At 54.1% G+C, this 23,118-nt stretch carries 30 protein-coding genes; 19 read left to right on the top strand and 11 right to left on the bottom strand.

From position 1 onward, the window contains the following. The first annotated feature begins 14 nt into the window (after positions 1-14). A complete protein-coding gene (locus tag DC3_RS25900) occupies positions 15-572 on the top strand; it encodes a hypothetical protein (protein ID WP_146890573.1) in 558 nt (185 codons plus the stop codon). 134 nt (positions 573-706) lie between these two features. Here DC3_RS25900 and DC3_RS25895 read toward each other — a convergent pair whose 3' ends face one another. Next, positions 707-1,894: a hypothetical protein gene (locus DC3_RS25895; protein WP_146890570.1), complete on the bottom strand. Its 1,188-nt coding sequence runs from the start codon at positions 1,892-1,894 to the stop codon at positions 707-709. 875 nt (positions 1,895-2,769) lie between these two features. On the opposite strand from DC3_RS25895, the gene DC3_RS25890 reads away from it, so the two are divergent. The 8 genes from DC3_RS25890 (at position 2,770) to DC3_RS25855 (ending at position 6,379) form a co-directional block, all read left to right on the top strand. Next, on the top strand, positions 2,770-3,051 hold the full coding sequence (locus DC3_RS25890; protein WP_146890567.1) for a hypothetical protein: 282 nt from the start codon (positions 2,770-2,772) through the stop codon (positions 3,049-3,051). Positions 3,052-3,208: 157 nt separating this feature from the next. Further along, entirely contained in the window at positions 3,209-3,628 is a 420-nt protein-coding gene (locus DC3_RS25885) for a hypothetical protein (protein ID WP_146890564.1), read from the top strand. Positions 3,629-3,772: 144 nt separating this feature from the next. Continuing rightward, a complete protein-coding gene (locus DC3_RS25880; RefSeq protein ID WP_146890561.1) occupies positions 3,773-4,114 on the top strand; it encodes a hypothetical protein in 342 nt (113 codons plus the stop codon). Further along, complete coding sequence (locus DC3_RS25875; RefSeq protein WP_146890559.1) at positions 4,107-4,319, top strand: hypothetical protein; 213 nt, start codon at positions 4,107-4,109, stop codon at positions 4,317-4,319. Before DC3_RS25880 ends, DC3_RS25875 begins: the two co-directional genes overlap by 8 nt. A gap of 143 nt (positions 4,320-4,462) precedes the next feature. Then, entirely contained in the window at positions 4,463-4,807 is a 345-nt protein-coding gene (locus DC3_RS25870; RefSeq protein WP_146890556.1) for a hypothetical protein, read from the top strand. A gap of 123 nt (positions 4,808-4,930) precedes the next feature. Then, positions 4,931-5,851, top strand: a complete 921-nt coding sequence (locus tag DC3_RS25865) for a bifunctional DNA primase/polymerase (protein WP_146890553.1) — start codon at positions 4,931-4,933, stop codon at positions 5,849-5,851. Beyond that, positions 5,848-6,138: a hypothetical protein gene (locus tag DC3_RS25860; RefSeq protein WP_146890550.1), complete on the top strand. Its 291-nt coding sequence runs from the start codon at positions 5,848-5,850 to the stop codon at positions 6,136-6,138. Before DC3_RS25865 ends, DC3_RS25860 begins: the two co-directional genes overlap by 4 nt. After that, entirely contained in the window at positions 6,125-6,379 is a 255-nt protein-coding gene (locus DC3_RS25855; protein WP_146890547.1) for a hypothetical protein, read from the top strand. The genes DC3_RS25860 and DC3_RS25855 overlap by 14 nt, the downstream gene beginning before the upstream one ends. Positions 6,380-7,451: 1,072 nt before the next feature. Here the strand turns inward: DC3_RS25855 and DC3_RS29400 are convergent. Next, positions 7,452-7,607 (bottom strand): hypothetical protein, encoded by a 156-nt coding sequence (locus tag DC3_RS29400; protein WP_186816272.1) that lies wholly within the window; start codon positions 7,605-7,607, stop codon positions 7,452-7,454. A 316-nt stretch (positions 7,608-7,923) separates the two neighbouring features. Here DC3_RS29400 and DC3_RS29395 point away from each other — a divergent pair, with 316 nt between their 5' ends. The 7 genes from DC3_RS29395 to DC3_RS25825 all read left to right on the top strand — a co-directional run bounded on the left by DC3_RS29395 (position 7,924) and on the right by DC3_RS25825 (position 10,766). After that, positions 7,924-8,100, top strand: a complete 177-nt coding sequence (locus DC3_RS29395) for a hypothetical protein (protein ID WP_186816271.1) — start codon at positions 7,924-7,926, stop codon at positions 8,098-8,100. Between the two features lie 53 nt (positions 8,101-8,153). Then, positions 8,154-8,381, top strand: coding sequence for a hypothetical protein (locus DC3_RS25850; protein WP_146890544.1), 228 nt, complete (start codon positions 8,154-8,156; stop codon positions 8,379-8,381). Between the two features lie 141 nt (positions 8,382-8,522). After that, positions 8,523-8,978 (top strand): hypothetical protein, encoded by a 456-nt coding sequence (locus DC3_RS25845; protein ID WP_146890540.1) that lies wholly within the window; start codon positions 8,523-8,525, stop codon positions 8,976-8,978. A 148-nt stretch (positions 8,979-9,126) separates the two neighbouring features. After that, positions 9,127-9,480, top strand: a complete 354-nt coding sequence (locus DC3_RS25840; RefSeq protein ID WP_146890537.1) for a hypothetical protein — start codon at positions 9,127-9,129, stop codon at positions 9,478-9,480. Positions 9,481-9,566: 86 nt separating this feature from the next. Beyond that, complete coding sequence (locus tag DC3_RS25835; RefSeq protein WP_146890534.1) at positions 9,567-9,845, top strand: hypothetical protein; 279 nt, start codon at positions 9,567-9,569, stop codon at positions 9,843-9,845. Between the two features lie 133 nt (positions 9,846-9,978). Then, positions 9,979-10,305: a hypothetical protein gene (locus DC3_RS25830; protein ID WP_146890531.1), complete on the top strand. Its 327-nt coding sequence runs from the start codon at positions 9,979-9,981 to the stop codon at positions 10,303-10,305. 269 nt (positions 10,306-10,574) lie between these two features. Beyond that, a complete protein-coding gene (locus tag DC3_RS25825; protein ID WP_146890528.1) occupies positions 10,575-10,766 on the top strand; it encodes a hypothetical protein in 192 nt (63 codons plus the stop codon). 70 nt (positions 10,767-10,836) lie between these two features. Here DC3_RS25825 and DC3_RS25820 read toward each other — a convergent pair whose 3' ends face one another. The 8 genes from DC3_RS25820 to DC3_RS25785 form a co-directional block, all read right to left on the bottom strand. After that, entirely contained in the window at positions 10,837-11,079 is a 243-nt protein-coding gene (locus DC3_RS25820) for a hypothetical protein (RefSeq protein WP_146890524.1), read from the bottom strand. A 196-nt stretch (positions 11,080-11,275) separates the two neighbouring features. Continuing rightward, complete coding sequence (locus tag DC3_RS25815; RefSeq protein WP_146890521.1) at positions 11,276-14,464, bottom strand: type I restriction endonuclease subunit R; 3,189 nt, start codon at positions 14,462-14,464, stop codon at positions 11,276-11,278. 17 nt (positions 14,465-14,481) lie between these two features. Continuing rightward, entirely contained in the window at positions 14,482-15,483 is a 1,002-nt protein-coding gene (locus tag DC3_RS25810; protein WP_146890518.1) for a DUF4268 domain-containing protein, read from the bottom strand. Between the two features lie 45 nt (positions 15,484-15,528). Beyond that, entirely contained in the window at positions 15,529-16,830 is a 1,302-nt protein-coding gene (locus DC3_RS25805) for a restriction endonuclease subunit S (protein WP_146890515.1), read from the bottom strand. Further along, the gene (locus DC3_RS25800) at positions 16,820-18,373 is read right to left on the bottom strand and encodes a class I SAM-dependent DNA methyltransferase (RefSeq protein ID WP_146890512.1); all 1,554 of its coding nucleotides are present in this window, start codon (positions 18,371-18,373) and stop codon (positions 16,820-16,822) included. Before DC3_RS25800 ends, DC3_RS25805 begins: the two co-directional genes overlap by 11 nt. Before the next feature lie 473 nt (positions 18,374-18,846). Continuing rightward, complete coding sequence (locus DC3_RS25795) at positions 18,847-19,083, bottom strand: hypothetical protein (RefSeq protein ID WP_146890508.1); 237 nt, start codon at positions 19,081-19,083, stop codon at positions 18,847-18,849. A gap of 367 nt (positions 19,084-19,450) precedes the next feature. Further along, positions 19,451-19,990 carry a hypothetical protein gene (locus DC3_RS25790; RefSeq protein ID WP_146890505.1) on the bottom strand — a complete coding sequence of 180 codons (540 nt, stop codon included), beginning with the start codon at positions 19,988-19,990 and terminating at the stop codon, positions 19,451-19,453. Positions 19,991-20,439: 449 nt separating this feature from the next. Then, a complete protein-coding gene (locus DC3_RS25785) occupies positions 20,440-20,808 on the bottom strand; it encodes a hypothetical protein (RefSeq protein ID WP_146890502.1) in 369 nt (122 codons plus the stop codon). A gap of 143 nt (positions 20,809-20,951) precedes the next feature. On the opposite strand from DC3_RS25785, the gene DC3_RS25780 reads away from it, so the two are divergent. Further along, a complete protein-coding gene (locus tag DC3_RS25780) occupies positions 20,952-21,134 on the top strand; it encodes a hypothetical protein (protein ID WP_146890499.1) in 183 nt (60 codons plus the stop codon). A 62-nt stretch (positions 21,135-21,196) separates the two neighbouring features. Next, positions 21,197-21,868: a recombinase family protein gene (locus tag DC3_RS25775; protein WP_146890496.1), complete on the top strand. Its 672-nt coding sequence runs from the start codon at positions 21,197-21,199 to the stop codon at positions 21,866-21,868. Positions 21,869-22,178: 310 nt separating this feature from the next. On the opposite strand, the gene DC3_RS25770 is transcribed toward DC3_RS25775, so the two are convergent. Then, positions 22,179-22,772, bottom strand: a complete 594-nt coding sequence (locus DC3_RS25770) for a hypothetical protein (RefSeq protein WP_146890493.1) — start codon at positions 22,770-22,772, stop codon at positions 22,179-22,181. A gap of 139 nt (positions 22,773-22,911) precedes the next feature. On the opposite strand from DC3_RS25770, the gene DC3_RS25765 reads away from it, so the two are divergent. After that, a partial coding sequence (locus DC3_RS25765) for a hypothetical protein (RefSeq protein ID WP_146890489.1) occupies positions 22,912-23,118 on the top strand: 207 nt, incomplete at its 3' end.

Here is a 23,118-nt window from a genome sequence, read left to right as displayed (position 1 = left end):
TGGAGGAGGTTGCGATGCCCAGAGAACCCATGCTGACCACGCACGACCTGAAAGAGCGAGGCTGGACCTCCAGCATGATTCGCAAGCTCTTGCCTGAACATGACGACAGCCGTGAGAACCTGTTGGACCGGAAGTACGGGGAAGTCAAACTGTACCTGGAAAGCAGGGTGCTGGACGCAGAAAGCACAGCAGTGTTTGCCGAGCTGCTGGAGGGTGCCATTGGAGCCCAGGAGCGGGGCAGCAAGGCCCGGCAGACCCGTCTGCAGAAAATCGAAGCTGGAATTCAGCAGTTGGTGGAACGGTTTGGACCACAACACCTTTCAGAGCCCATCAGCCCTGAGGAGGTGCAGAGGCTGCTGGACCAGGAGGGCAATGCCCGGCTGCCCATCTGGCAGCACCACATGATGGATGTGGACCGTTACGAGTACGAACACAACCATCTGGGCAGGCTCAGCCGCAAGCAACGCAGTGACCTGCAGCACCAGCTTGATGCCAAAGCAAGAACGTTTTTGAGCGGGTTGTACCCCAGTGTGTTCAAAGAGGAAAGCAGCACGGACGTGTCTGCAACTTGAAGAGCAAGGGGAGGGGCACCTGATTCTTGCCCCTCCCTTTTTTCTTTGCGAATTTTGTTTCTGGTGGGCGTCTGATCCCATATGGAGGCAAGGCCACACCCCATCATGGAATTGCAGGAACACGGTCCGGTTTGTTACTTCACAGGCACGTTGCGGAACACCAGACCATCAAACTCCAGGTACGCAATGGCCTTGATGTCTTTGCTGGCTGGTTTCAGCCACACGTTCACATCGAGGGTTCCGTCTGCAGGAACCTCATGCGTCTGGTACGGCTCATCAAAGGAGAACTCGGCGGTCAGCCCATCATCGGTGATGGCAAACGCACCTGTGGCAAGCAATTGATGTTTCTGTCGGTTGGCGCTTTTGAAGGTGGCCTTGCACTTCACCCACTCGGTTTCTGCGGTGTCCCAGCTGCAAGCGGAGATCACCGCACGGTAATTGTCGTTGCGGGTGTCCAGCAAGGGCTGTCCGGGTTGCAAGGCCAGAAGGCGCTCACTTTCTGCACCATCAATGGGGATGTTGCGGAACGGAATGCCTGCAGCCTGCAGGACAGGCAGGTACGTGACGTCCTCAGGCAGGTTGAACATCAGGTAGCTGGCCAGGTAAGCCTTGCCAGGCACATTTCGGCTGTTGTAATCCCCAAAATCCCGGCTCAGGCTCCCCACCGCAACGTTGAAGGGCACCACTGCAAAACCATCCGGGGTGATGGCATGCTGGGTGGCCCGATAACTGGACACTTCGAGTGGGTTCAGCCCGAGGTTGCGGTTCAGCACCAGGCAGTGCACCTCTTTGCTGGGGAGGCGGTAACACGACACCACGGCCGTTTCCCGGTTCCCTTCAGTGAGGGAATTGAGCCGTTCACCTCTGGGATTGACCACCGGGTAGGTGAACGGCTCACTGGTCAGGGGGGTCACCGGGAACACCGCATTAAACAGGGACACCTGGGTGAGTTCGGTGGCCGCATCCCCGGGCTGGAATTTCACCTGCACCATCTGGGTCACCCCTCCGGGCAACATCACGTTGAGGTTGTCATACGGGGAGGTGTTGTAATTTCCTCCACCCACAGCGACAGCGGCGGCCTGCAGTGCCTGCTGGCCATCTTTGGCTTTTGCGTCTTCGAGGCCCAGCAGCACGGTTTTGTGGTCACGGTCTGCGTTTTGCAGGTTGAAGTTGCACACCACAAAAAACTCATTCTGGCGGTAGCATTCCTGCAAGGTGACTTTGAGGTTCCCCCCTTGCTGGGTTTTGATGCTCTGGGTCTGTGCGGCGTGGGCGAGGGTGGAAAAGAACAGCATTGTGGATAAGATCAGTGTTTTTTTCATGCCAACACCAATGTACAGGAGAACATCAACCAGCGAAACAGAACCCTCATTGTCTGTCAGGGGTGAAGAGAGTCTGGTTTTTTGGTGATTGTTGGGGTGAGCAGGCTGTGAAGGCTTCAGTTCCTGCAATCAATCCAGCCTGACACCAGAAGGTGAAGGTGGGGGGTGCCCCCCCTACGCCTGAGCGAAAAGCGTTCAGCCCTTCACTGCACCCAGCTTCCGTTGGTCGCTGGGCCAGGGCTTCACAATGCTCAGCCTACCCCCCAAGCAGGGGTTTCACCCCCGCAACGCCCCCAGTGGGCTTCCACGGCCTTCTCGGGAAGCAGTAAGTCTGTTGTCGGTGTGCTGCTGCAGTGGCAAGAGAAAACCCCTCCGGGCGAAGGGAGGGGTGATTCTCAGGGTCCTGCCAGAAAACCATTCCACAACGGGAAAGGTGTCCCCGAGAGCACTTTCAGGTTAGCACAAGTCTTGGCTTGTGGATTCGGAAAAATCACACTGAGTGGCTTTGCGGCTGTTTGTCCACTGATCTGGGTTGCCCTGTTGCACCAACCCAGAACCACGAGCCCGCCACAAACACGGCGAGCGAGAGGGTGGGACCCTGGACGAAGCAGTTGGGGGAGAGGACTGGTGGGGTTGTGGTGCTCGGACCACCCCCTCACTCACCCTGTCCGAGCATACTCGGAACCTGGAACGCCACAACAGGACTGCCCACGCACCTCCATGTGGGACCCGGCTCGCTCCTGGGATTCCCTACCGAATGCAGTTTTTATTGTGTAGAACGGCATATAGACTTGATAATATAACATTTAAATGTTAAAATTAGATCAGTCGGGGGATGGGACACCCTTGATGAATCCTCACCAGGAGCTGAAGCCATGAAACATAAACCTGCAGGAACCGTGGAATTTGTGATGGCCCTTCACGGGAAAAAATACAAAGATGCCATCAAAAACAAGCAGTACACCGAGGTCAAACGCTTCCCAGGGAACCGTTATGGTGCAGAAAACTGGTACAGGGATGAACAACGACGCCAGGGGCCTGGCATGATTGGAGTGCCCCAGCCTACGCATGGAGTTGTGCGGGAGTGGAATGGAGATGGCACCAGCACCTTCATTGTCATCTTGTTCGAAAAAGAACTTTGGTGGATTCCCCGCTGAAAAAACGCCCCGAGAGGGCTTTGGTTTTGTGGTTTTTAAGATTTTATTCGTGTGGAACAAAAAATATTGCTTGACAATATAACATTTAAATGCTACAATTAAGTCAGTCTGAGGACGGGACATCCTCAGACAAATTTCCCCACCAGGAGCTGAAAACATGGAAACCATCGTGAACTTTATCGAACTCGGAGAAACCCTCGCCAAATACGAAGAAAGCCTCTATGACGGCCTGCGTTACGTGCGCGACTACTACGCCAAGATTGCCAAAAAAGACGGTCAGATTGGCCTGCTGAACTTCACCCGCGCAGACCTCCAGGGCAAGAAAGTGGCCGCAGAAAAATTCTCCCAGATTGAGCAGCACCTCACCGAGTTGGCCCATGTTTTCGCCATTCACAACGTGCAGGGTGACTTTTTGAACCCCAAAGGTTCTCCGGTGTACGGTCTGGACCTCACCAGCGCCCTCAAGCGCCACCTGGAAGGCAAAGCAGAGGACACTGTGGAGATGGTCCGCGAAATCTTCCGCCAGAGCCGCCTCACCCAGAAGACCAAAGAGCGCATCCTGGAACTCTTTGAGTGAAAACACAGTGAACGAAGCCCGAGAAATCGGGCTTTTTTATTGTTTCAAACGAAGAATTGGTTTTACAATCTAGCATTTAAATGTTAAAATATTAACATCTGGTGGACGGGACATCCACCAGGAAACCACCACCAGGAGAAGAACATGGACACCCCGAATTTTTACCAGCCCCACATTTACACAGACCTGCTGATCCAGGCTGCCAGGCACCACCTGGAACGCCAGGAGTGGCCCGAAGCCCAGCTGGCCATGCTGACCGCTGAAAGCCTCGTGCGGGAATTTGACTTGCAGCCGCTGGCCGCAGCCGTGGCAGAAGTGGCCCGGCAGATCCCTGCTGGCACCGAACCCACCGACGAATACGCCTTTGCAGAACCCTCTCAGGACACCCCCAGGGTCTTGCGCTGCTGCTGCAGCGCACCCTACAACTGCCTGTGCATCACGCCCCTGGACCTCGGCATCTACCCGGAGGAGGTCACCCATGGATGAGCTGAACCAGGGCCTGCAGGAAGGTTTCTTGCGGATGAACTGGGATTCGGTGCTGGATGACCCTGAAGCCCAGCAAGGCGAATACGGAGAAGAGGACCTGGGGCCAGAGCCGGACCCAGAGGAAGATCCTCCACGCCGTTACGGTCCAGCTGTGTTTGGTGGAGATGTTGAGGTGGAGTACGAGCACGATCCTGCTGAATGGTGATGATTCATGCAATGATGGAATGGACCCGAAGGGGTCTTTTTTCTTTCCGTGAAGCTGAAATTCTGACCTGAATTTAGCATTTAAATGTTATAATTGTGTTGCTGAGGGCGGGACACCCTCAGCACATTCACCAGGAGGTCACCATGAAAACTGAACCCACAAGACCTGCAGGCGTGGCCCTGCAGCAGATCCGCTACACCTGTGAGGTGGAAGTGTGCAGGTATCACACCGAAGACACCGGGGATGCAGGCTTTGAGAAGCTTTATTGCGTGTATTCCAGTTTCGTTTTTGACCACGGGTATGCCCACCGGACGGTTGAAGACGTGTTGCGCCTGAACCGAGCCCTCTTTTCCAGGATGCTGGAGGCCCAGGGCCTGATGTTACGGGGTTTGGTGCATTACCAGAGGCCAACAGGCCAGCCAGGGCCACCGCAGGTGCTGGAGCACCTGACCCTTACCCCTGAAGGCTTGCAGGTGATTGAAGTGTGAAAGTTTGGTACACTAAACTGTGAAAGTTTGATACTATAGATGGGGTTTTTGTGGTCCTGGACATCATAAAACCTTTTGACATCATAGCATTTAAATGTTATAATAAGACATCTGGGAGGCCACATGAACCCCATGCTCGAAGCAGCAACCAAATACGTGCAGCAAGGATTTTCTGTCATTCCCACAGGCGTTTATGGCGTTTACAAGAAACAACCCCACTACGGGGCCCTGACCGCCAGCGGCCACTACCGGGAAGTGCTGGTAAACGGCCAGCCAAAGAAACGCGGCAACTGGAGTGACTTCACTTCCAGACGCCCCACCCCTGCAGAACTCCAGACCTGGTTTGTTCAATGCAATGCCCGGGGCCTCGCCCTGGTGACCGGAGCTTTCAGTCGGGTGATTGTGCTGGACTTCGACGGCACAGACGGCCAGCTGCTGCTGGAGCAACTGCAACTGCGTCCCCATGTGAAAACCCCGTCCGGAGGCTTCCATGTGTACGTCCAGCACCCCGGTTGGCAAGTGGCCACCCTGAACTCCAAAACCCACCAGCAACTCAGGGACTACCCGGGCCTGGACATCCGTGCAGATGGTGGCCTTGCCATGCTGCCCCCCACCCGCACCGAAGACGGCCCTTACCAACTGCTCCGGTCCCTCACGCCAGAACCCCTGGAGGTGTTGCCCAGGACCTTGCGGGAAGTTCTGGGTTTGCTGTCCGCTCCCTCCCTGCAGACCCAGGCTCCTGCAGCAGTGACCCGCAGCACCACCGCCGACAGGAACGTTCCAGTGGATGTGCTGTTCATCTGGGCCCACCGCAGGATCATGCAAGGTGCAGGCCGCAACGACAGCGGCTTTTACCTGGCCACCCAGATGCGAGACGCCGGATACACCCTGGAAGAAACCCTGGAAGTGGCTGACCGCTGGATTGCCTCGTTGCCAGTGGTCAACACCAAAAATGTGGTTGAACCCTACACGGCCAGCCACTTCCAGGCCAGCGTGCGTTCAGCGTTCCGTAAACCCGCCAGAAAAGCCTGGGGGGTGAGGTGATGGTCAGCAGCCGGTACGTGCTGTGGTGCCCCTCCAGAGGCATTCTGGAAGACGTGGACCAGCCCACGGGAAAGGCCAGCCTTGCACTGGCCAGGGCACGGATGCAGGAAATGCAGCTCACAAATGAAGAGTTGCCCTGGTGGTCCCTGGGCATCGAGGTGACAGACGATGAATCCGGAGAGGCCGAAGTCACCGATAGCGTGCAGCTGGACTGGGATGACGCATACATCTTGCGCTGGCTGTGTGAAGATGGAGGGAGGCAGGAGGCAAGTGATGGGAGTGTATGAACAGATTGCCCGGTTTGTCCTCAGCAACCCGGATTTGCATGCCAGTGCCCTGATGAAGCAACTGCTTTTGAGCCTGTATTCTGATGCTTTCCAGATCAACCTGTACGTGCTGTTCGCCATTCTGGACGTTCCAAACACCCGGCTGGTGCTGGACGCCCTGGAGCATTACGCCAGGGTGGGAGAGGACGAAGAATTGAGGCGAGCAGCCAAGCAGCTGCTGGAAGTGCAAGACGACCAGTGAAAAGAACACCCCGGAAGTACCGGGGTGTTGATTCTTGCTGAGAGGTCACTGTTTACACGCTTTGGTGCAGGTGGAAGGTTCCTGAATTACCACCACACACATGTTGCAGGGCCGGGCTAAAGCAGTTCCCAATACCATAAACAATACCAGCAGCGCTCGTTTCTTCATGGGTTTAGTGTAGAGGATGTTACATTTTGGGGAAAGTGTAAGTCTCACAGAAACGTTACAAAAATGATTTGATTGAACCGAGTCAAGCACAGCCAGGACCGGCCTCACCCCAGGGCATGGACAGAGGTGCTTTTCTTGTTTGCGGATCTGGAGAGGTTTTTCCAGAAAGGTCAAAAGATCCATTTGGGCGAAGCCCCGGCCTCCAGGAGAATGCTGCTTTGCAGCACCGCAGGGCTGAACGATCAGCTTCCTCTGGTCGCTGATCAGCCCTGCTTTCCCCTTCCAGCCGAAAAGAACCCGCTGCCGCGTTCGGGCCTGTCCGCCCAGGGTGCTGACAGCAACTGGTGTTGGGCCAGGGCCACTGCCTGCTGCAGGAATGGTGGGACCACCTTTGAGCCAGAAAGGTGGTGGGATCTCAGGGTTTCTGCAGGGCCAGAGCCAGCGCAAAGGCAGAAAGCGGAAGGTCTGCGGGGTCAGGCCCGGGGAAGGCCCAGGGACGCTCCTCGCCCGGTGCAACCGGGCGTCCCCTGAACGGGGAGCGGAGCTGCAGGAAAAGCGGCCCCTGTGGTGGTGGTTTGTCGTGAAGGGGGTGACGCTTCGCCTGTGCCTGAATCGTTTTTCCATGGGGCAAAGCCCCATGAAAAGAACGATTAAGACCCAGCCCCCTTCACAACCCAGGGTGGAGGGGAAGTGGAAAGATGTGCTTGCAGCAGGCATCTCTCTCGAAAAAAATGTTGGCACCTTTTTTTTCGAGAGATTCAGCCCAGGGTGATGGGTGTCTGAGATGGGGCGTCAGGCTGAGGGGAACATGCGTCGTTTGGCCTGGAGACTCGGGGAAACATGCGGCGTTTCCCGGCCTGGAGGGGCAGTGTAAAGAGCCCCCGGAGGGGTTGTGACAATCAGGTTACTTGGTCAGCAGGGCAATCAGCTCAACAAGTTTGCTCACAATGGTCAGAAGGCTGACAACGATCCCGAGGACCGTTGCAACTGTGACCAGGGTGCTGGTCTTGGGTTCTGCCTTTGTGGTACGCTTGTTTGTGCGGAACGAGCGTTTTTTCATGCTCTCACCTCCTTTCGAGGAGGAACAATCAAAACCCCGTTGGGACGCAACCCCAGCGGGGTTTTTCTTGGTCCCTACCTGCTGCTTTCACCTGACTGTCAATCAACCCGTCCCCGAGGACACCCTTATTATAGTATATATTTATATATTTGTATATGGTTTGTGGGGTAAAATTGTCTGTTTGGACTTGGTGTAAACAATGATTTTTCGTTGTCTGGATCAGCTTTTGTGGCTTGAAAAATATATAAATATATATTAATATATTCTTGTAGGGGGGAGCGGACCCCACCTGCAAATTCAGTCAAGGAGAAAGAGCATGACCGAAGATCCCAAGTTTCTCGTTTCAGTGAAGGGCACAGGCCAGTACCGGGGTTACAGCAACGTGTATGAAACCCACGCCAGCAGTGAAAAGGCTTTGCGGGTTTCTCTGGAGAGCGCCGGGTTTGAGGTGCTGTTCATCAAGGAAATCACGTCCGAAAGGAATGCAGCTTGAAGCAGCCCAGGACCTGGTACATGCCAGGTCCACCCCTGAAAGGAGAACAGGACATGAACACCCTCAAAGCCCGTTACCAGAAGCTCAACACCCTCCAGAAAGCCTGTGTGATCCTGCTGCTGCTGTCCATCTGCCTCAGTTTGTTTGCTGGATTGGTTCACCTGTCTTTGATGCTGCTCACCAGCCAGCCAGTGACATTCACCCACGTATGGCAGTACACACTTGGAGATGTGTGGTGGGCCGTGTTCCTGCTTTTTGTGGTGATGCTCAACAGCAAGTGAAGCCCTTTGATGGCCCCTGCAAAAGCAGGGGTTTTTCCTTTTGTGGACAGCAAAAACCTTGACGAATATATAAATATATATTAATATATTCTTACAGGTGAGATGCGGACCTCACCTGAATCCTCAGTCAAGGAGACAGACATGATTTACCTTCAGCAAGCCCACACCCCCCGGACCATCGTTCAGGACATGCCCAGCAGACGCTACGACAAGGCGTTTCCCTGCATTGCCTCACTGGACGATGGCATCATTGTGCTGACCCCCATCTACACCATGTACAACCACTTTGAGTGCCAGTGGGTGAATGAGATTTACATGGTGGCCCAGTCCTTCCAGCCTTACACCTTTTCCCGTGAAGAACTGGAACTGCTTTACAGGGGCATTCACCTTGAAATCGAAGTGCCCCTGAGGGCCGGGGATGTGGTGATGCATGACCAGGAGGAGCTTGAGTATTACGTCTGGTTCCATGAGACCATGCACACGGTACGGCTCACCCCACTGGTGCGGTTTCTCAAGACCGTCAATTGGGAGGACATGAGCCTGCTGTTGCTGGCCCTTGCAGGTCTGGTGTTGACGGTGCTGAAGACCTCACAGTGAATTTTAAGCCCTTTTTGCCCCGCAGAAATGCGGGGTTTTTCTTTTGTGGAACACCGTTACAGGCTTGACAAATATATAAATATATATTAATATATTCTTACAGACGGGATGCGGACCCCGCCTGAAATCTCAGTCAAGGAGACAGAACATGCAAAACCCTGAAACTTTCGGACACATCATCCCCTTCGCCCTCGATGGCAAGCGCTTCCAGTGCTTTGTGAACGCCGAGCGTTGCAACGCTGAAACCGGAGCAGTGGAGAATGAGCGCCTGTACACCAGCAGCCTGAATGACCCCCAGGACGCAGTGCAGACTGTGGCCCGTGTGGTGCGCTTCTACCAGAACGATCTGGAAGCCGAAGAAGGCCCAGTGCAGACCACCATTCAGGGCACCATCGTTTACAAGCTGAAACTCGACAACCACCCCAGCAAGAAATTCATGTGGATCACCGAGCGTGTGAGCGCAGACGGCAAACTGACCCGAGTCGAAGACACCGAGGAGTGAGGCAGAGGCCCCGCAAGGGGCCTACCCCTTTCAGATCCGGTGATGCAAATGAAATCAGGCGGCCCAGGCCGCAGCCAGGAGCAGACATGGACAACATCAATGAAACCCCCAACCCCACAGCTTCTTTTCTGGACACCCTTGACCTGTACGGACCCAACATGACTGAGAAACTGCTGGTGGAGACTGTGGCCGAGGACTGCACCGTGTCGGTGGACACTGCCCATGCCGAACTGCAACGGCTGATCTCTGAGGGTCAGCTTGAATCGGTGTACCACCCCCACAAGGAGGACAATGTGATTTACAAGTCAGGACACAGACCCATGATGCCGGGTGAGGAGTGGCCTTTAGATGACCTTCCTTTCTGAGATTTGACCCCGCAGAAATGCGGGGTTTTCTTCTGTGGGATGGATTTTCTCTTGACAAGTATATAAATATATATTAATATATTCTTGTGCAGGGGAGCGGACCCCCTGCAAATCCAGTCAAGGAGCAGAAACCATGAAATACCAGACCCTAGCCGACGCCCACGCCCAGATCCAGGAGAACGACATTTTCATGCAGCGCTGGGGGTACGACCAGACGAACGTGGATTTTGTTCAGGTGGTCAAAGTCACCCGCCGCCGGGTGTGGGTGCGGCCCATTGACCAGCAGGAAGTCAAACACGGCAGCATGACCGCAGAAGTCTTGCCCCTGCTGAACCACTTCACCGGAGAGGCACGGGTGAAAAAGCCCTACCTGTGGAACGGCGAAGTGCGTCTGGTGGTGGAACACGGCAGTTGCCGGAAGTGGGACGGCCAGCCAAAGCAAACCACCAGTTATGCCTGAAAAATTCGACCTGCGGCCCCGTGCGGGGCCGCAGGTTTTGGTTCAGGGAAGTGGGAAAGTTCGCATCAAGGCAAAAGAAAACCCCCCAGATGGAGGGCTTTCCCGGACGGGCAGCAAGTTGCGGACACGCTGCGTCGTCTGAATCCAGTCAAGGATTACCGGAAATTGTAGCAAACTTTCAGAGGCCTTGCATTCTATATAAATATATATTAATATAATTATACAATGAGTGTGAAAAGTCCTGCCCTGGACAGGATTCAGGAGGATGTATGCCCAGAAGAAAAAGCAGCACCCAGGCCACCGCCGAAACCAGCACCGAAGACATGAAAGCCATCTACGCCAAAGACATCCCCCAGGCCCTGCATGACCGGCTTGCCCTTGCCAAGATCAAAAGCCGCAAAACATTGCAGGAACTCTACCGGGAAGCCTTTGAACTGGTGTGCGCCAAGTACGATGTTTGAAACCACACAGTAAGGCTGCTGTGCAGCCCTCAGCATGATGCCCACAGGACGATCAGGGTTCTCCTGGGGGTCAAACACCAGAATCCAGCCCGTAAGTTTCATCCTCATCCAGGTCCTTCAGTTCTGCCCCCACCACGTAACGCTTCAGTGCGGCCGGATCTGAGGACCACCTTGCTGTGGCCTCCCGCTTTCCGCCTCGCTCACAGTAAAATTCCACCTCCCAGTACACCAGCAAGCTTTCATCGGCTTTCTCAATCGTGCGGGCTCTGGGACCATCAATGATTTCGGTGATGATCCACGGTTCTTGGTTCATGCTCTTTCTCCTGAAACCAGGATCACACCCGCAGGCGACAGGATGTGACAGGGATAAGACAGTGGAGTCACGATGGAACCCGCACAGGTAGACGGATTCAGAGGTGTGAGGCGGCAGAAGACAGGAACCCTGCAGGCCACCCAAACCACAGCGGTGATCCAGGCTGTGAGCCACACAGGCCAGCACAAGGGCTCCTTCAAACCCACTGGGCAGCAACCCGCTCTGCTTGCTCCAGAATCGCAGTGATGGCCCCATCCTGCTTGTCTGGTGGGTATCCGTACTTCCTGAGGGTACGCCTGACCAGAGTTCGCATTCGGGCCCGGACCATCTCCTTGACCGTCCAGTCGATGGTGATGTTCTGGCGGATCTGCTTTACGATGTCCTGCGCAATTTCTTTGAGCTGCCCATCCCCCATGATCTTCACTGCGCTGTCATTTACGCCCAGAGCGTCATAGAAGGCCAGTTCATCCTCAGTAAGGCCAAGTTGTTCTCCACGGTTCACGGACTCGCGGAACTCTTTTGCCATGTCGAGGAGTTCTTGCAGGATCTCTGCGGTTTGCAGGCCCCGGTTGTGGTAACTGCTGAGGGCGTTCTTGAGCATCTCCGAGAACTGCCGGGACTGCACGACGTTGGTTCTGGAGCGGCTGCGGATTTCCCCTTCCAGGAGTTTGCGCAGGGTTTCGATGGCGAGGTTCTTGTAAGGCATCCCTTTGATCTCATCCAGGAATTCATCGCTGAGGACCCCAATGTTGGGTTTTTTGAGGCCTGCAGCTTTGAAGACATCAATCACTTCATCCGCGATGATGGCCTTGGAAACCAGCTGCTGAATGGCGTGGTCCACTTCTGTGGTGGTTTTCTTGCCCTGGTCTTCCCGCTCAGCGTCCAGTTGTTTCTGTAGGGCCACCTTGATGGCCTGGAAGAAGGCCACTTCCACCACCACACTCCTGGCGTACTCGTCTGTGCCGCACAGGGCAAAGGCCCGGCTGAGGCCCACCACGGCATCAATGAAGCGTTTTCTGGGACTGCGGAATTTCTTGAGTTCCGGGTTGTGTCTGGCCTCTTCTTCGGTGGCGAGGCGGTCTTTCTCCAGCAGGAATTCCTGAGCAGCAGGGAGCACCGTGAGGCGCTCTGAGGGCTTCCCATCCACAAACTTGCTGTAATCGAAACCGAAGAAGTAATCCTGGCAGATCTCCAGGTACTTCTTGAGGGCTTCCACGGCTTCGGAGAGATCGTCGCTGGTGTTTCCTTTGCCTCCAGACTGGGTGTATTCGATCATGGCTTCCCGAAGCTGGGTGGCAATGCCGATGTAATCCACGATCAGGCCACCGGGTTTGTCCTTGAACACCCGGTTCACCCGGGCGATGGCCTGCATCAGTCCGTAACCGCGCATGGGTTTGTCGATGTACATGGTGTGGAGGGAAGGCACATCAAAGCCTGTGAGCCACATGTCACGCACAATCACCAGTTTCAGGGGGTCTTTGGCGTCCCTGAAGCGGTTGGCCAGACGCTCTTTGCGCTGCTTGTTCCTGACGTGCGGACGGAAAGCCTCGGGGTCAGCGGCAGAGCCCGTCATGATCACCTTGAGCATGCCCTGCTCGTCGTCTTCACTGTCCCACTCGGGGCGCAGCTTGATGATCTCGTTGTAGAGGTCCACGGCGATCCTGCGGGACATGCACACGATCATGGCCTTGCCTGTGAGGGTCTGGCAGCGCTCCTCGTAGTGGTTCACCAGATCCAGGGCCACCAGACGCAAACGCTCGGGTGTGCCTGCCATGGCTTCCAGTTGAGCCCACTTGCGCTTGGCCTTCAGGGCTTGCTGGTCGTCGATGTCCCCGGTGATGGTTTCCACTTCCTCATCCACCTGATCCACCACGGTGTCTTCCAGGTGAAGTTTGGCCAGGCGGCTTTCGTAGTAGATGGGCACAGTGGCCCCATCGTCCACGGCCCGCTCGATGTCGTAAATGCTGATGTAATCCCCGAACACGGCCCTTGTGCTGCGGTCATTGGCGTCCACGGGGGTTCCCGTGAAGCCCAGGAAAGTCGCATTGGGAATGCCATCCCGCATGTGTTTGGCGTAACCGTACTCGATCACGGCTTCAGTGTCTGTGGTGGACACCCGGCCCTCAAAGCCGTACTGGCTGCGGTGGGCCTCGTCGGCCATCACGATGATGTTTCGGCGGTCGGTCAGCAGGGGGTACTCATCCCCCTTGTTCTCAGGTGAGAACTTCTGGATGGTGGTGAAGACCACCCCTCCCGAAGCCACCGACAGAAGGCTCCTCAGTTGTGCGCGGTTCTCGGCCTTCTGGGGGCTCTGGCGGATGTTGTCCTGACAGCGTGCGAAGGTTCCATACAGCTGATCGTCCAGGTCATTGCGGTCTGTGAGGACCACCAGTGTAGGGTTCTGCAAAGCCGGGTGTTGAATGACCTTCCCGGCAAAGAAGACCATGGTGAGGCTTTTCCCGGAGCCTTGCGTGTGCCACACCACCCCACCGCGACCATCGTTCTGGCTGGCATTCACCACACTCTGTACTGCCGTGCGGACCGCGTGGAACTGGTGGTACCCGGCCAGCTTCTTCACGGTCCTGATGACCTGCACGCCATTCACCTGAGCAGCCTCATCCTCAAAGACAATGAAGTACCTCAGGAAGTCCAGCAGGCGCTCCCTGTGGAACAGTCCCTCGATCACCACCTGGAGTCTGGGAAGGCTCTTGGGGGCCAGGTCTTCCCCTGCAATGGTCCGCCAGGGCATGAAACGTTCCCGGTCCGCTGTGAGGCTGCCCACCCGGGCATCCAGACCGTCCGAGATGATCAGCAGCTCATTGAAGTGAAAGAGCGAGGGGATGTCCTTCTTGTAGGTTTGCAGTTGGTTGTACGCCTCATCAATGGTGGTGTCCTCGTTCACGGCGTTCTTGAGTTCAATCACCGAGATGGGCAGACCATTGAGGAACACCACCAGATCTGGCCTGCGGTTGTGTTTCTTCTCAATCACCGTGAACTGGTTCACCACCAGCAGGTCCGCATCCTCAATGTTCTCCCAGTCCACAATTTGTGCCTGTGCCCCTCTGGTCTGGCCTGCATCATCCCGGTACGTGACCGGAATCCCCTCGATCAGATGTCGGTGAAACTCCCGGTTGTTGGTGACGGTGTCCTGCGACTGGGCACGAACCAGCTTGTTGTACGCCTCGGTCAAAGTGATGTCTGGAAGCTGCGGATTGAGGCGCTGCAGGGCAGCCTTCACACGCCCCTCCAGAATGACCGTGCCGTAACTGGGACGCTCAGGGTGTGCGCTGTCCGGGCTGATGGTCTCTCCAGGCACGAAGGTGTACCCGAGGGCTTCAAACCACTCGATGGCTGCAAGTTCAACGATGGATTCATTGATGGACATGTCAGTCTCCTTTGAATTCAAACTTCCGCTGGGGCTTCACTCAGCACTTCACTGGCATTCCCGGCCCAGTCTGCGGCCCTCAGCTGACGGATGCGCTCAGAAAAAATGCGCTGGAACAAAGCCGCAGTGCCCATCAGCCATTGATGCTGCGCAGCCCAGCTGCCCTGGTCCGCTGGATTGAAAGAAGGGTGTTCCAGCAGAACCTGACTTTCCTTCTTGGTTTCCAGAGCACGCCACTCAAACTGCATTTGTGCTTCTGCCTCGATGGCTTCTTTCTGGCTGAGCAATTGATAGTAGTGCGCCCAGCGGTCCGGGCCACTGATCACCAGACCCAGACCAATGCACTTGTCCCGAATGTTGGCGTAAGCGAAGTAATGGAAGTGGGAGCGCCCAGCAGCGAAATTCATCCAGTGCTGAGGCAAGGGCTTCTGGGGACGCAAAACAGCATTCTGCTGCAAGAAATGTTCCCTCATGGCCGTCCAGTAATCAAACTGAAGCTGCTTGGTGGCGGTGATCTCGCTTCCCCGAGAACCCACCATGCGCTTGGTCCAATTGTTCGGCTGAGACACCACATTGAACTTTGGCGCAGGGGCAGAATTCCCGATTTGCCACACCTCAATTTCCAGACCAAAGAAGTTGATGTTCGGCCCCGTGTTGTTGTTCAGCCAGTCCAGAGCGGCCCTGTGCTCATCCGTGAAACGCGCAGCAATCCAGATGATGGTGACGGTGTTCAGGGTCCCTGCATAAGTCAAAAGCTGCCCCAAATGGGTGTGGTCCGTGACTTCCAACTGGTTCTCAATCAGGACCTTGTTTCCATCGTCATCTGTGCACACGATGTCTGCACGGTAAGGCCCGACATTCTGCTCATGCGCTTCATACTGCAAGTCCAGATCCAGTGTCTGGCTGAGCAGTTCCAGGTTCTCCGGTCTGGAAAGCCACATGGTAAAACCTGTGTCTTCTCTTTCCCAGACGGTTCTGAGTTCTACTTTCTTCAGTCTTCCAAGGGTGGCCAAAGTCATGAGCAAACATTCCTTTCTGGGCGCAAAAGAGGTGTGGACCTGGGATCAATCTGTGGAAACGAGATTAGACAACTGGGACACATCCAGTTCTCCAGAGAGAAGCTTGGGCAGCAGGCTGTCTCTGGTTTTGGCTAGAACCTCAATCTCTATGCGATTGATTTGGACCTTCTCATGGATGGAAGACACAGCAGTGGCGAATGCACTTACTATCTCTGGACTTGGCTTGATGAATTCTGTAGCCAATAAATCATTGGGATTTGCTCGTTGATGACTCTTTGATGTGCCAGTGACCTTTGAAGCAAAACTTTGGGTAAAAATGTCTGAGCACAGATACTGATATAAAAACATTCTTTGATCTGAATGATCTGAAAGTAAAACTATGAATTCTGTGGATGCCAGGGAAATATGCTGATAGTTTATTTTGGTGAGCCAAACTCTTGGAGTCTCGGGATTTAATTTTGATACCAGAATTGAGTTTTCTTTTACTAGGAATTTATTGCTTTTGATTCCAGAGCCATTCTCTAGAACTGGCATTTTCTGTGAGTCAAATGCTGGAATGCTGTAGTGGTGGACCATTTGGTCTTGGAAATTCTCAGGCTTCATTCCCTCCTTGGAGATCTTACCTAGAGAAGCAAGGGTTGAGATCTCCCAACCCAGAGGCACTAGTCCGAGCGGTGAGTCCTCAAATTCACTGGGAAACAGGGCCTGAACCTCTGGCAGGATGCCTTCCATCCTGCGGCCTTCGGCGTTGGCTTTGACGGGATCGAAGTCCACGAACCAGGATTTGAAGAGGGCTCGGGCCATGGCTTCAAGGGTATGGTTCATCTGGGTGTTCAGACGTATTTTGTCGTCAATTGTTTTAAGTATGCTAACGATTTTAGACTGCTCCTGCAAAGGAGGTAATGGTATTTTTATTTTCTTTGCTGAGCCTACGTTAAAATGTTGTTGAACTGCTCCAACAAGATGAGCATTGATGTGATGTGAGGCTATGGTATTGATATAGTACATCAAATAGTCGGGTAAAAGCTCTTTGCCTGTGCGAATTATAACCAAATCAGAACAATTCATGGGAGGCGCGTTGTCTGGTATAACAGCACATGCTCCTGGTTTTCCGGTTCGTACAATTACAACATCTCCCGGGTTAAGTTGTGATTTTTTGATTTTGCTGTTAAACTCTGCAGAAATATATTTCACATCACTGTAATCTAAGTTGAATGGTATGACATTCTGCGATCTTAGGAAAGTGACTCCATTGCTAATATACTCGCTTGCCATTGAACCTACATATCCAACGGTTAATTCATCACAAATTTCTTCTAAAAGATACTCTTTCCACTCAGAACCCATACCCGAGCCCCTTTAAGTTCTCTCTAATGACCTGCTCCAGTTGTGCGCTTTCCTCAAACTGGGCTTTCAGTTGCGCGGTCAGGTGGCGCATTTTGTCCTCGAAGGGTTCATCATCGTCTTCCACTTCTTCTGCGCCCACATACCGTCCGGGCGTCAGCACGTACCCATGCCCCTGAATCTCTGTCAGGTTTGCACTCTTGCAGAATCCCGGCACATCCTGATACGGCTCTGGAGCAGTTTCCCCGTGTGGGGTGATCCCTTTCCAGGCGTGGTACGTGTCACTGATCCGCTTGATGTCCCCATCGGTCAGGACGCGGAGCACTCGGGTTTCCATCTCCCCAAGCTTCCGGGCGTCAATGAACAGGGTTTCCCCTTTGCGTTTCTTGTTTCGGGTCACGAACCACAGGCACACCGGAATCTGCGTGGTGAAGAACAGCTGTCCGGGAAGGGCCACAATGCACTCCACCAGGTCCGCTTCAATCAGATTCTTGCGGATGTCGCCTTCTCCGCTCTGGTTGCTGCTCATGCTGCCGTTGGCCAGCACGAAACCTGCGGTTCCTGTGGGGGCGAGGTGGTGGATCATGTGTTGAATCCATGCGTAGTTGGCGTTCCCGGCTGGGGGAGTGCCGTACTTCCAGCGCACGTCGTCTTTCAGTTTTTCTCCCCCCCAGTCGCTGATGTTGAAGGGGGGGTTAGCAAGGATGTAGTCGGCTTTCAGGTCTGGGTGGAGGTCGCTGTGGAAGGTGTCTGCGGCCCTCTGCCCGAGGTTCCCTTCGATGCCCCGGATGGCAAGATTCATCTGGGCCAGCCTCCAGGTGGTGGGATTGCTCTCCTGTCCGTACACCGAGATGTCCCCGAGCCTTCCTCCGTGCTCTTCCACGAACTTCTCCGACTGCACGAACATTCCCCCTGATCCGCAGGCAGGGTCGTACACGCGGCCTCTGTAAGGAGCGAGCATGTTCACCAGCAGGCGCACGATGGGTTGAGGGGTGAAGAATTCCCCTCCCAGTCTTCCTTCTGCACTGGCAAATTTGCTGAGGAAGTATTCGTACACCCGCCCCAGAATGTCTTGTTTGCGGGATTCTTTGTCTCCCAGTCCGATGGTCCCGATCAGGTCCACCAGTTCACCCAGGCGGGTTTTGTCGAGGTCTGGTCTGGCAAAGATCTTGGGCAGAACCCCTTTGAGGCGTGCGTTTTCCTTCTCGATCAGATCCATTGCGTCATCAATGATGGTCCCGATGTTGGGGTTTTTGGCGTTGGCTTGCAAGTGGCTCCAGCGGGCCTCTGCAGGAACCCAGAACACACCCTCGGAGGTGTACTCGTCGCGGTCTTCGGGGTCGTATCCTTCGCTTTGCTTCTCGACAAGCAGGTTGTGGTGTTCTTCAAAGGCATCTGACACGTATTTCAGGAAGATCAGCCCCAGAACCACATGCTTGTATTCGGCGGCGTCCATGTTGTTCCTGAGTTTGTCTGCAGACTGCCAGAGGACGGCGCGGAAATCAAGGTCTGTTGTGCTGGTCTGTTGTTTTTTGCGTGGTGGCATCTTGATGTAACTCCTGACGTGATCGTGTGATTTGATCCATTTTAAGGGATGTGTTCGGAGGTTCCTGTGTCTGGTGTGTAGGGAGAATCCCTGAGTGCTCTGCGAACATTTTCCCATGACACCGCGACAGATAGTGACGCATGAATCGTGTGCTCTGCAAGTGGAGGAGACAGTCAGCCTGGGAAGCTGAAACTCATCCAAAGTGAGACCAGGGAGACAGATGAAATGCCCTTTCTGGGTTCTCCCTTCTGACAAGGTCAGAAAGTCAGACAGATCAGATGCCTGCTACACCTGCAGTGGGGCAGGGAAGAAGCACATCTTGAACGGTGAATCAGTCTGCTCACTGAGAGGCTCAGGAAGGCCCCTCCATTTCTCTCCAGAGGGTTTGATACCTCCTGAAGCCCTGGAATCTCACTGAGCTTGCGTCGATAACAATCGGCTTTTATCCATCCGGGTTTCTGCAGGCCACGGGCTCAATCTCCAGTGGGTTCAAGAAGCAGGCGGAGCAGGTGCAGGTCCGTGGACGGATACACCCCCAGCACCTGCAGGTACTCAATGGTGCAGGTGTGGTCCCCAATCCTGATCGGTTCTGCAATGTCATGGGCATCCACCAGGGCAGAAGCACTGGCGAAGTCTGTGACCACCTCCAGGTAGTCCCTCAGGTCATGAAACATCACCCTCAGAGGCATTCCAAACGCTTCCACACGCATGAAGGCAGCTTACCAGCTGATGGCCGGACATGCAGTAATTTTCAGTGCCGAACAGCGGGCCCCTTTCCTTTTTGTTTTGCGGATTTTGAAGTGAGGTCAAGGCCGATGTGCAGCCCACTGGCAGCACTGAGGGTGAGGCACGCGCCTGGAGAAAGACACTCCAGGCGCTGACCTTTAGCGATATTTATTTCACAAATATAAGCCAGCGTGAACCCAGGGAAGTTTGTCGTGCTGTTCTTTATCTGGGCGGTTGCAAGGATGAGCACGGACCCGAATAGGACAATAAAAAAATCGGCACTTGGCCGATTGATGCTCACATCATACGGGGGTATGCATGATGCGTCAAGCATATCCGGGTCCAGGTGGATCAGAGGGGCGACACAATGAAACAAAGTGTGGTGCGGGCCTGGTCTTTGGGCCGGGTGTAGTCGTCCTTCTTGTCCATCAGGTAAGCCACCACAGCCACTTTCGACACATCCACCCGTCCGTTGGCGTCCAGGTAGAAGAGGGGGGTGATGGAGCGCTTGTAGATCTCTGCAACTGCTTTCTCTTCACCATTGATCACCGGGCGGATCAGTTTGGCCTCGGAGCTGAATTTCCGGTAAGCCGTTTTGCTGGACAGCTGCTCTACCAGTTCGTTGGCGCTCAGGGCAGAAGTGTACTGCAGCATTTGTTTGTGGTGAGGCCTTCCAAGGTTCAAGTCGAAATCCTTTTGCTGGATGTAGGCACACCAGTCACTGGGCTCCAGGGTCAGGGCAAAGTCTTTCAATGTCTCTTTCTGCAGGCCATCCAGGTACTTCTGGATCATTTCATCGTTCAGTTCTGCAGAAGGAGCAGCACCCACATTGGAACTCTGGGCAAAAGCGGGGCTGCACAATAAGGTAAAGGCAAAAATCCATTTGATCATGGTTGCCATGATACCACCCCAGGTTTTTGGGGTGATCTGTTGTGCAGGAGAGTGGAAACCCAAAAAATACCCCCACTTTTGGTGGGAGGTATGCATGAGATGTCCTGCTGTCGTGCTTTCAGTATAAGGGCTGCAGCTGTGGCCAGTGCCGATCAGGTCACAGGTCTTCGGCCAGGCAACAGATGCACTGCACCTCTTCGACCTGGTGTTGTCCGGGAACCAGCAAGGGTTCATTGCAAGAAGGGCAAAGGGGAGCAGGGTAACCGACTCCTGCAGGCTCACAGGTGAAAACGACAACATCCAGCTCAGGTACATCGAATTTGTTCATTTTGCGGCTCCTAAACACCACGGCACAGCACAACCCTGCGCACGGAAGAGGCTTCCAAACGCCAAAAGAAAAACGCCCAGCAGTCAACTCGTGCTGCGGGTTCAGCTTGTGCAGGTGGGTTTTAAGGAGCGGACGTGAAAATGCAGAACCGAATCGAGGTGTTCACCTGCGAAACGGGTTCCTGAACCTGCTGGATTTTCTTCAGCAAGAGCCGGTGACGCCCAGGGGACATCAAAGCGAGAACTGCACGGATGCGGTCACGGATGGTGACCATGGGAGCACAAACCAGAGGGTTGGGGAAGTCCCCACGCAGTCCTGCAGAAATGCGCTCCAGCTTGCTGCGCCGTCTTTCAATACGAGCCAGTTGCCGTAAAGGTGAATCCCCGTCAAAAATCCGGAATGCCTCGATGGCAAGCCATTCAAGATTATTGGCAAGCCAGTCGTTCAGAGACTCACGCGTGATGATGGAAACAGATTCTTGTGTATCCACCTTTTCAGGGTATCAGATCCCAGAAGAGGCTGATTAAGCTGACTGGTTGATACGTATCAAGCACCCAGCAAAAACGGGGCCAGTCCTATCCCTCATACCAATCCTTAAACGTGCGTTGTAGGATTGGTATGAGGAGAGATCCGATGCTTGAAACCGAATCCGGCCAGAAAATGCCCAGAGATCCCGAGGGTGAAGCACGCCATCAGCGAAACCTGCAAGCCATGAAAGCCAGGAGGAATGTTCAGGTGGTGCTGTTGATCTTGATTTTCGTTCTGGCAATGTTCCCCTTTGTGCTTGTGCGGGTCATGTCCGTTCCGAACTTTTGAAGCACAGGCCAGAACACAAGCTGCTCAGCCTCTGAAAAATTGCCAGTACAAAAGGACCCACCATGAAAGCCATTGCCTACTACCGAATCAGCCGCAAAAAGGAATCTGGCATTTACCTGGGGATGGAGGCCCAGCGGTCCAGTGTGGAATCGTATGCCAGGGTGCACCAGCTGCAGGTGATCCAGGATTTTGAGGAAGTGGAAACCGGAACCGGGAAGCGGCACAGGCCACAGCTGCAGGCCGCACTCAAGAAAGCCCAGCAAGAAGGTGCGGTGCTGCTCATTGCGAAACTGGACCGACTGGCCAGGAACGTGAGGTTCATTGCCGAGCTGCTGGAAAGCAAAGTTCGGTTTGTGGCAGTGGACATGCCGGAAGTGGACAATTTGACCATTCACATTCTGGCTGCTGTGGCAGAGAAGGAAGCCAAGCTGATCAGCACCCGGACCCGAGATGCACTCGCAACGGCCAGGGCGAAAGGCACCAGGTTGGGGAAGCCGGAGAACCTGACACACGAAGCCCAGTTGAAGGGTGCTGCAGCCAGACGGGATGAAGCCTCGATGCGCAAAAAGAAGATTGCGGGATACGTGCGTTTCCTCAGGGACAGTGGCATGACGTTCAAGCAGATCCAGCAGCGACTCACCGAAGAGGGCAACACCAGGGCAGACGGCAAACCTTACTCGGTGATGTTCATTCACCGGGCCTACAGGTTCGCCCTGGAGCACACAGGACCGTGAGGATCAGGGAAAGCATCATTTCTTACCACCTGTGTTTAATTGATAAGTCCTGTGATTTTGAATTGAGCTGCTTCTAATGTTCTGCTGGTTATTTTGCAGTTTTGTTCTGGTATAATTGTGGTGTAAGGAGGTTATTATGATCAGTGCTCTGAACCATAAAACAGAACGTCAGCACGTCAGTAAAGCCGAAGTTGCACCCACAGCCAAACTGTGGTTGATGCTCGCATCCTCTTTCTTGATTTTGCTTTCGATTCCTTCTATTTGCGGTTGATCCGCAACTCATTGTGAAGCACCTGCTGAAACGGGTGCTTCACAATTTTTTGGTGGTGATGCACAAAACATCTTTTTGTCGAGTGAAAGACAGGGCATACTCACTGACATTGGACACCCGGTAGTAGGAACCCACCCCATCCATGCGACTGGAGGCATCCCCAAAAATGAATGTTGCGGTGAGGTAGCTGATGTCCTTGTTGAACAGGTCATCTCTCCAGGCCTTGGGGTCCATCCGAATGTAGTGACTGGTATGAATCTTTCCCAGGTTGTAAAATTCAGCCAGGGTGTCCAGAACGAGCTTTTTTGTTTCTGTTCCGCTGGAAATTTCGTAAGCTGGAATGTCGGGCAAAATGGTTTGCTGTCTCTCGTGCTGCATAATGCAAAAATCAGATTTTGGTGGAGAGGCCAGCACACCAGATTTTTTCGAGATGGATGAAACAACATCACTCAGCAGGACCCTGTGGAGAAAAAGATTCACTGGCTCATCGAGTGCTGTAATTGATGGTGTGTCACTGGTAGAATCGCTGAGTGTGACTGATGTGGTTTCTGTGGAGGTTTCTGGTGTGGATTGTGCCAGGACAGTGGTGGAAAACAGGAATAGGGTCAACGCCGCCAAAATGCTTTTTTTCATGGTCTCACCTGATGCCAGTGTAGCAGCAGAATCCCAGATTTCTGCTTCAAGGGTTTTCCTTTAGGCCAAAATCGATGACTTGAAGTGAAAGCTTGAATCGGAATGCCACATCGGAATATCCTGTCGGTAGAGGTGCAACATGTCTGAACCTGTGGTTTACCTGTCCGATGTCATCAAAGAAATTCCCAGAAAATATCGAGTTGCGTTCGTCAAGGCTGTCAAAGACGGCATCAAAGGGGATGTGCTGATCGGTGCTGCACTGAGGGAAAGCTTCCCCCTGGATTACGAGGGACGCAATGGTGAAACGAAAACCCAAGACACCCGAGAGTACGCTGTGGAAGACACA

This window comes from Deinococcus cellulosilyticus NBRC 106333 = KACC 11606 (genome assembly GCF_007990775.1).
Classification (GTDB): domain Bacteria; phylum Deinococcota; class Deinococci; order Deinococcales; family Deinococcaceae; genus Deinococcus_C; species Deinococcus_C cellulosilyticus.
The sequence above is the reverse complement of the archived record's forward strand: the minus strand, read 5'-3'. Positions and strand labels throughout refer to the sequence as shown.

What these genes read in the sequence shown, in the direction of transcription:
- DC3_RS25900 (WP_146890573.1), top strand. Translation starts at nt 15, where the DNA reads ATGCCCAGAGAACCCATGCTGACCACGCACGACCTGAAAGAGCGAGGC.
- DC3_RS25895 (WP_146890570.1), bottom strand. Translation starts at nt 1,894, where the DNA reads ATGAAAAAAACACTGATCTTATCCACAATGCTGTTCTTTTCCACCCTC.
- DC3_RS25890 (WP_146890567.1), top strand. Translation starts at nt 2,770, where the DNA reads ATGAAACATAAACCTGCAGGAACCGTGGAATTTGTGATGGCCCTTCAC.
- DC3_RS25885 (WP_146890564.1), top strand. Translation starts at nt 3,209, where the DNA reads ATGGAAACCATCGTGAACTTTATCGAACTCGGAGAAACCCTCGCCAAA.
- DC3_RS25880 (WP_146890561.1), top strand. Translation starts at nt 3,773, where the DNA reads ATGGACACCCCGAATTTTTACCAGCCCCACATTTACACAGACCTGCTG.
- DC3_RS25875 (WP_146890559.1), top strand. Translation starts at nt 4,107, where the DNA reads ATGGATGAGCTGAACCAGGGCCTGCAGGAAGGTTTCTTGCGGATGAAC.
- DC3_RS25870 (WP_146890556.1), top strand. Translation starts at nt 4,463, where the DNA reads ATGAAAACTGAACCCACAAGACCTGCAGGCGTGGCCCTGCAGCAGATC.
- DC3_RS25865 (WP_146890553.1), top strand. Translation starts at nt 4,931, where the DNA reads ATGAACCCCATGCTCGAAGCAGCAACCAAATACGTGCAGCAAGGATTT.
- DC3_RS25855 (WP_146890547.1), top strand. Translation starts at nt 6,125, where the DNA reads ATGGGAGTGTATGAACAGATTGCCCGGTTTGTCCTCAGCAACCCGGAT.
- DC3_RS29400 (WP_186816272.1), bottom strand. Translation starts at nt 7,607, where the DNA reads ATGAAAAAACGCTCGTTCCGCACAAACAAGCGTACCACAAAGGCAGAA.
- DC3_RS29395 (WP_186816271.1), top strand. Translation starts at nt 7,924, where the DNA reads ATGACCGAAGATCCCAAGTTTCTCGTTTCAGTGAAGGGCACAGGCCAG.
- DC3_RS25850 (WP_146890544.1), top strand. Translation starts at nt 8,154, where the DNA reads ATGAACACCCTCAAAGCCCGTTACCAGAAGCTCAACACCCTCCAGAAA.
- DC3_RS25845 (WP_146890540.1), top strand. Translation starts at nt 8,523, where the DNA reads ATGATTTACCTTCAGCAAGCCCACACCCCCCGGACCATCGTTCAGGAC.
- DC3_RS25840 (WP_146890537.1), top strand. Translation starts at nt 9,127, where the DNA reads ATGCAAAACCCTGAAACTTTCGGACACATCATCCCCTTCGCCCTCGAT.
- DC3_RS25835 (WP_146890534.1), top strand. Translation starts at nt 9,567, where the DNA reads ATGGACAACATCAATGAAACCCCCAACCCCACAGCTTCTTTTCTGGAC.
- DC3_RS25830 (WP_146890531.1), top strand. Translation starts at nt 9,979, where the DNA reads ATGAAATACCAGACCCTAGCCGACGCCCACGCCCAGATCCAGGAGAAC.
- DC3_RS25825 (WP_146890528.1), top strand. Translation starts at nt 10,575, where the DNA reads ATGCCCAGAAGAAAAAGCAGCACCCAGGCCACCGCCGAAACCAGCACC.
- DC3_RS25820 (WP_146890524.1), bottom strand. Translation starts at nt 11,079, where the DNA reads ATGAACCAAGAACCGTGGATCATCACCGAAATCATTGATGGTCCCAGA.
- DC3_RS25815 (WP_146890521.1), bottom strand. Translation starts at nt 14,464, where the DNA reads ATGTCCATCAATGAATCCATCGTTGAACTTGCAGCCATCGAGTGGTTT.
- DC3_RS25810 (WP_146890518.1), bottom strand. Translation starts at nt 15,483, where the DNA reads ATGACTTTGGCCACCCTTGGAAGACTGAAGAAAGTAGAACTCAGAACC.
- DC3_RS25805 (WP_146890515.1), bottom strand. Translation starts at nt 16,830, where the DNA reads ATGGGTTCTGAGTGGAAAGAGTATCTTTTAGAAGAAATTTGTGATGAA.
- DC3_RS25800 (WP_146890512.1), bottom strand. Translation starts at nt 18,373, where the DNA reads ATGCCACCACGCAAAAAACAACAGACCAGCACAACAGACCTTGATTTC.
- DC3_RS25795 (WP_146890508.1), bottom strand. Translation starts at nt 19,083, where the DNA reads ATGCGTGTGGAAGCGTTTGGAATGCCTCTGAGGGTGATGTTTCATGAC.
- DC3_RS25790 (WP_146890505.1), bottom strand. Translation starts at nt 19,990, where the DNA reads ATGATCAAATGGATTTTTGCCTTTACCTTATTGTGCAGCCCCGCTTTT.
- DC3_RS25780 (WP_146890499.1), top strand. Translation starts at nt 20,952, where the DNA reads ATGCTTGAAACCGAATCCGGCCAGAAAATGCCCAGAGATCCCGAGGGT.
- DC3_RS25775 (WP_146890496.1), top strand. Translation starts at nt 21,197, where the DNA reads ATGAAAGCCATTGCCTACTACCGAATCAGCCGCAAAAAGGAATCTGGC.
- DC3_RS25770 (WP_146890493.1), bottom strand. Translation starts at nt 22,772, where the DNA reads ATGAAAAAAAGCATTTTGGCGGCGTTGACCCTATTCCTGTTTTCCACC.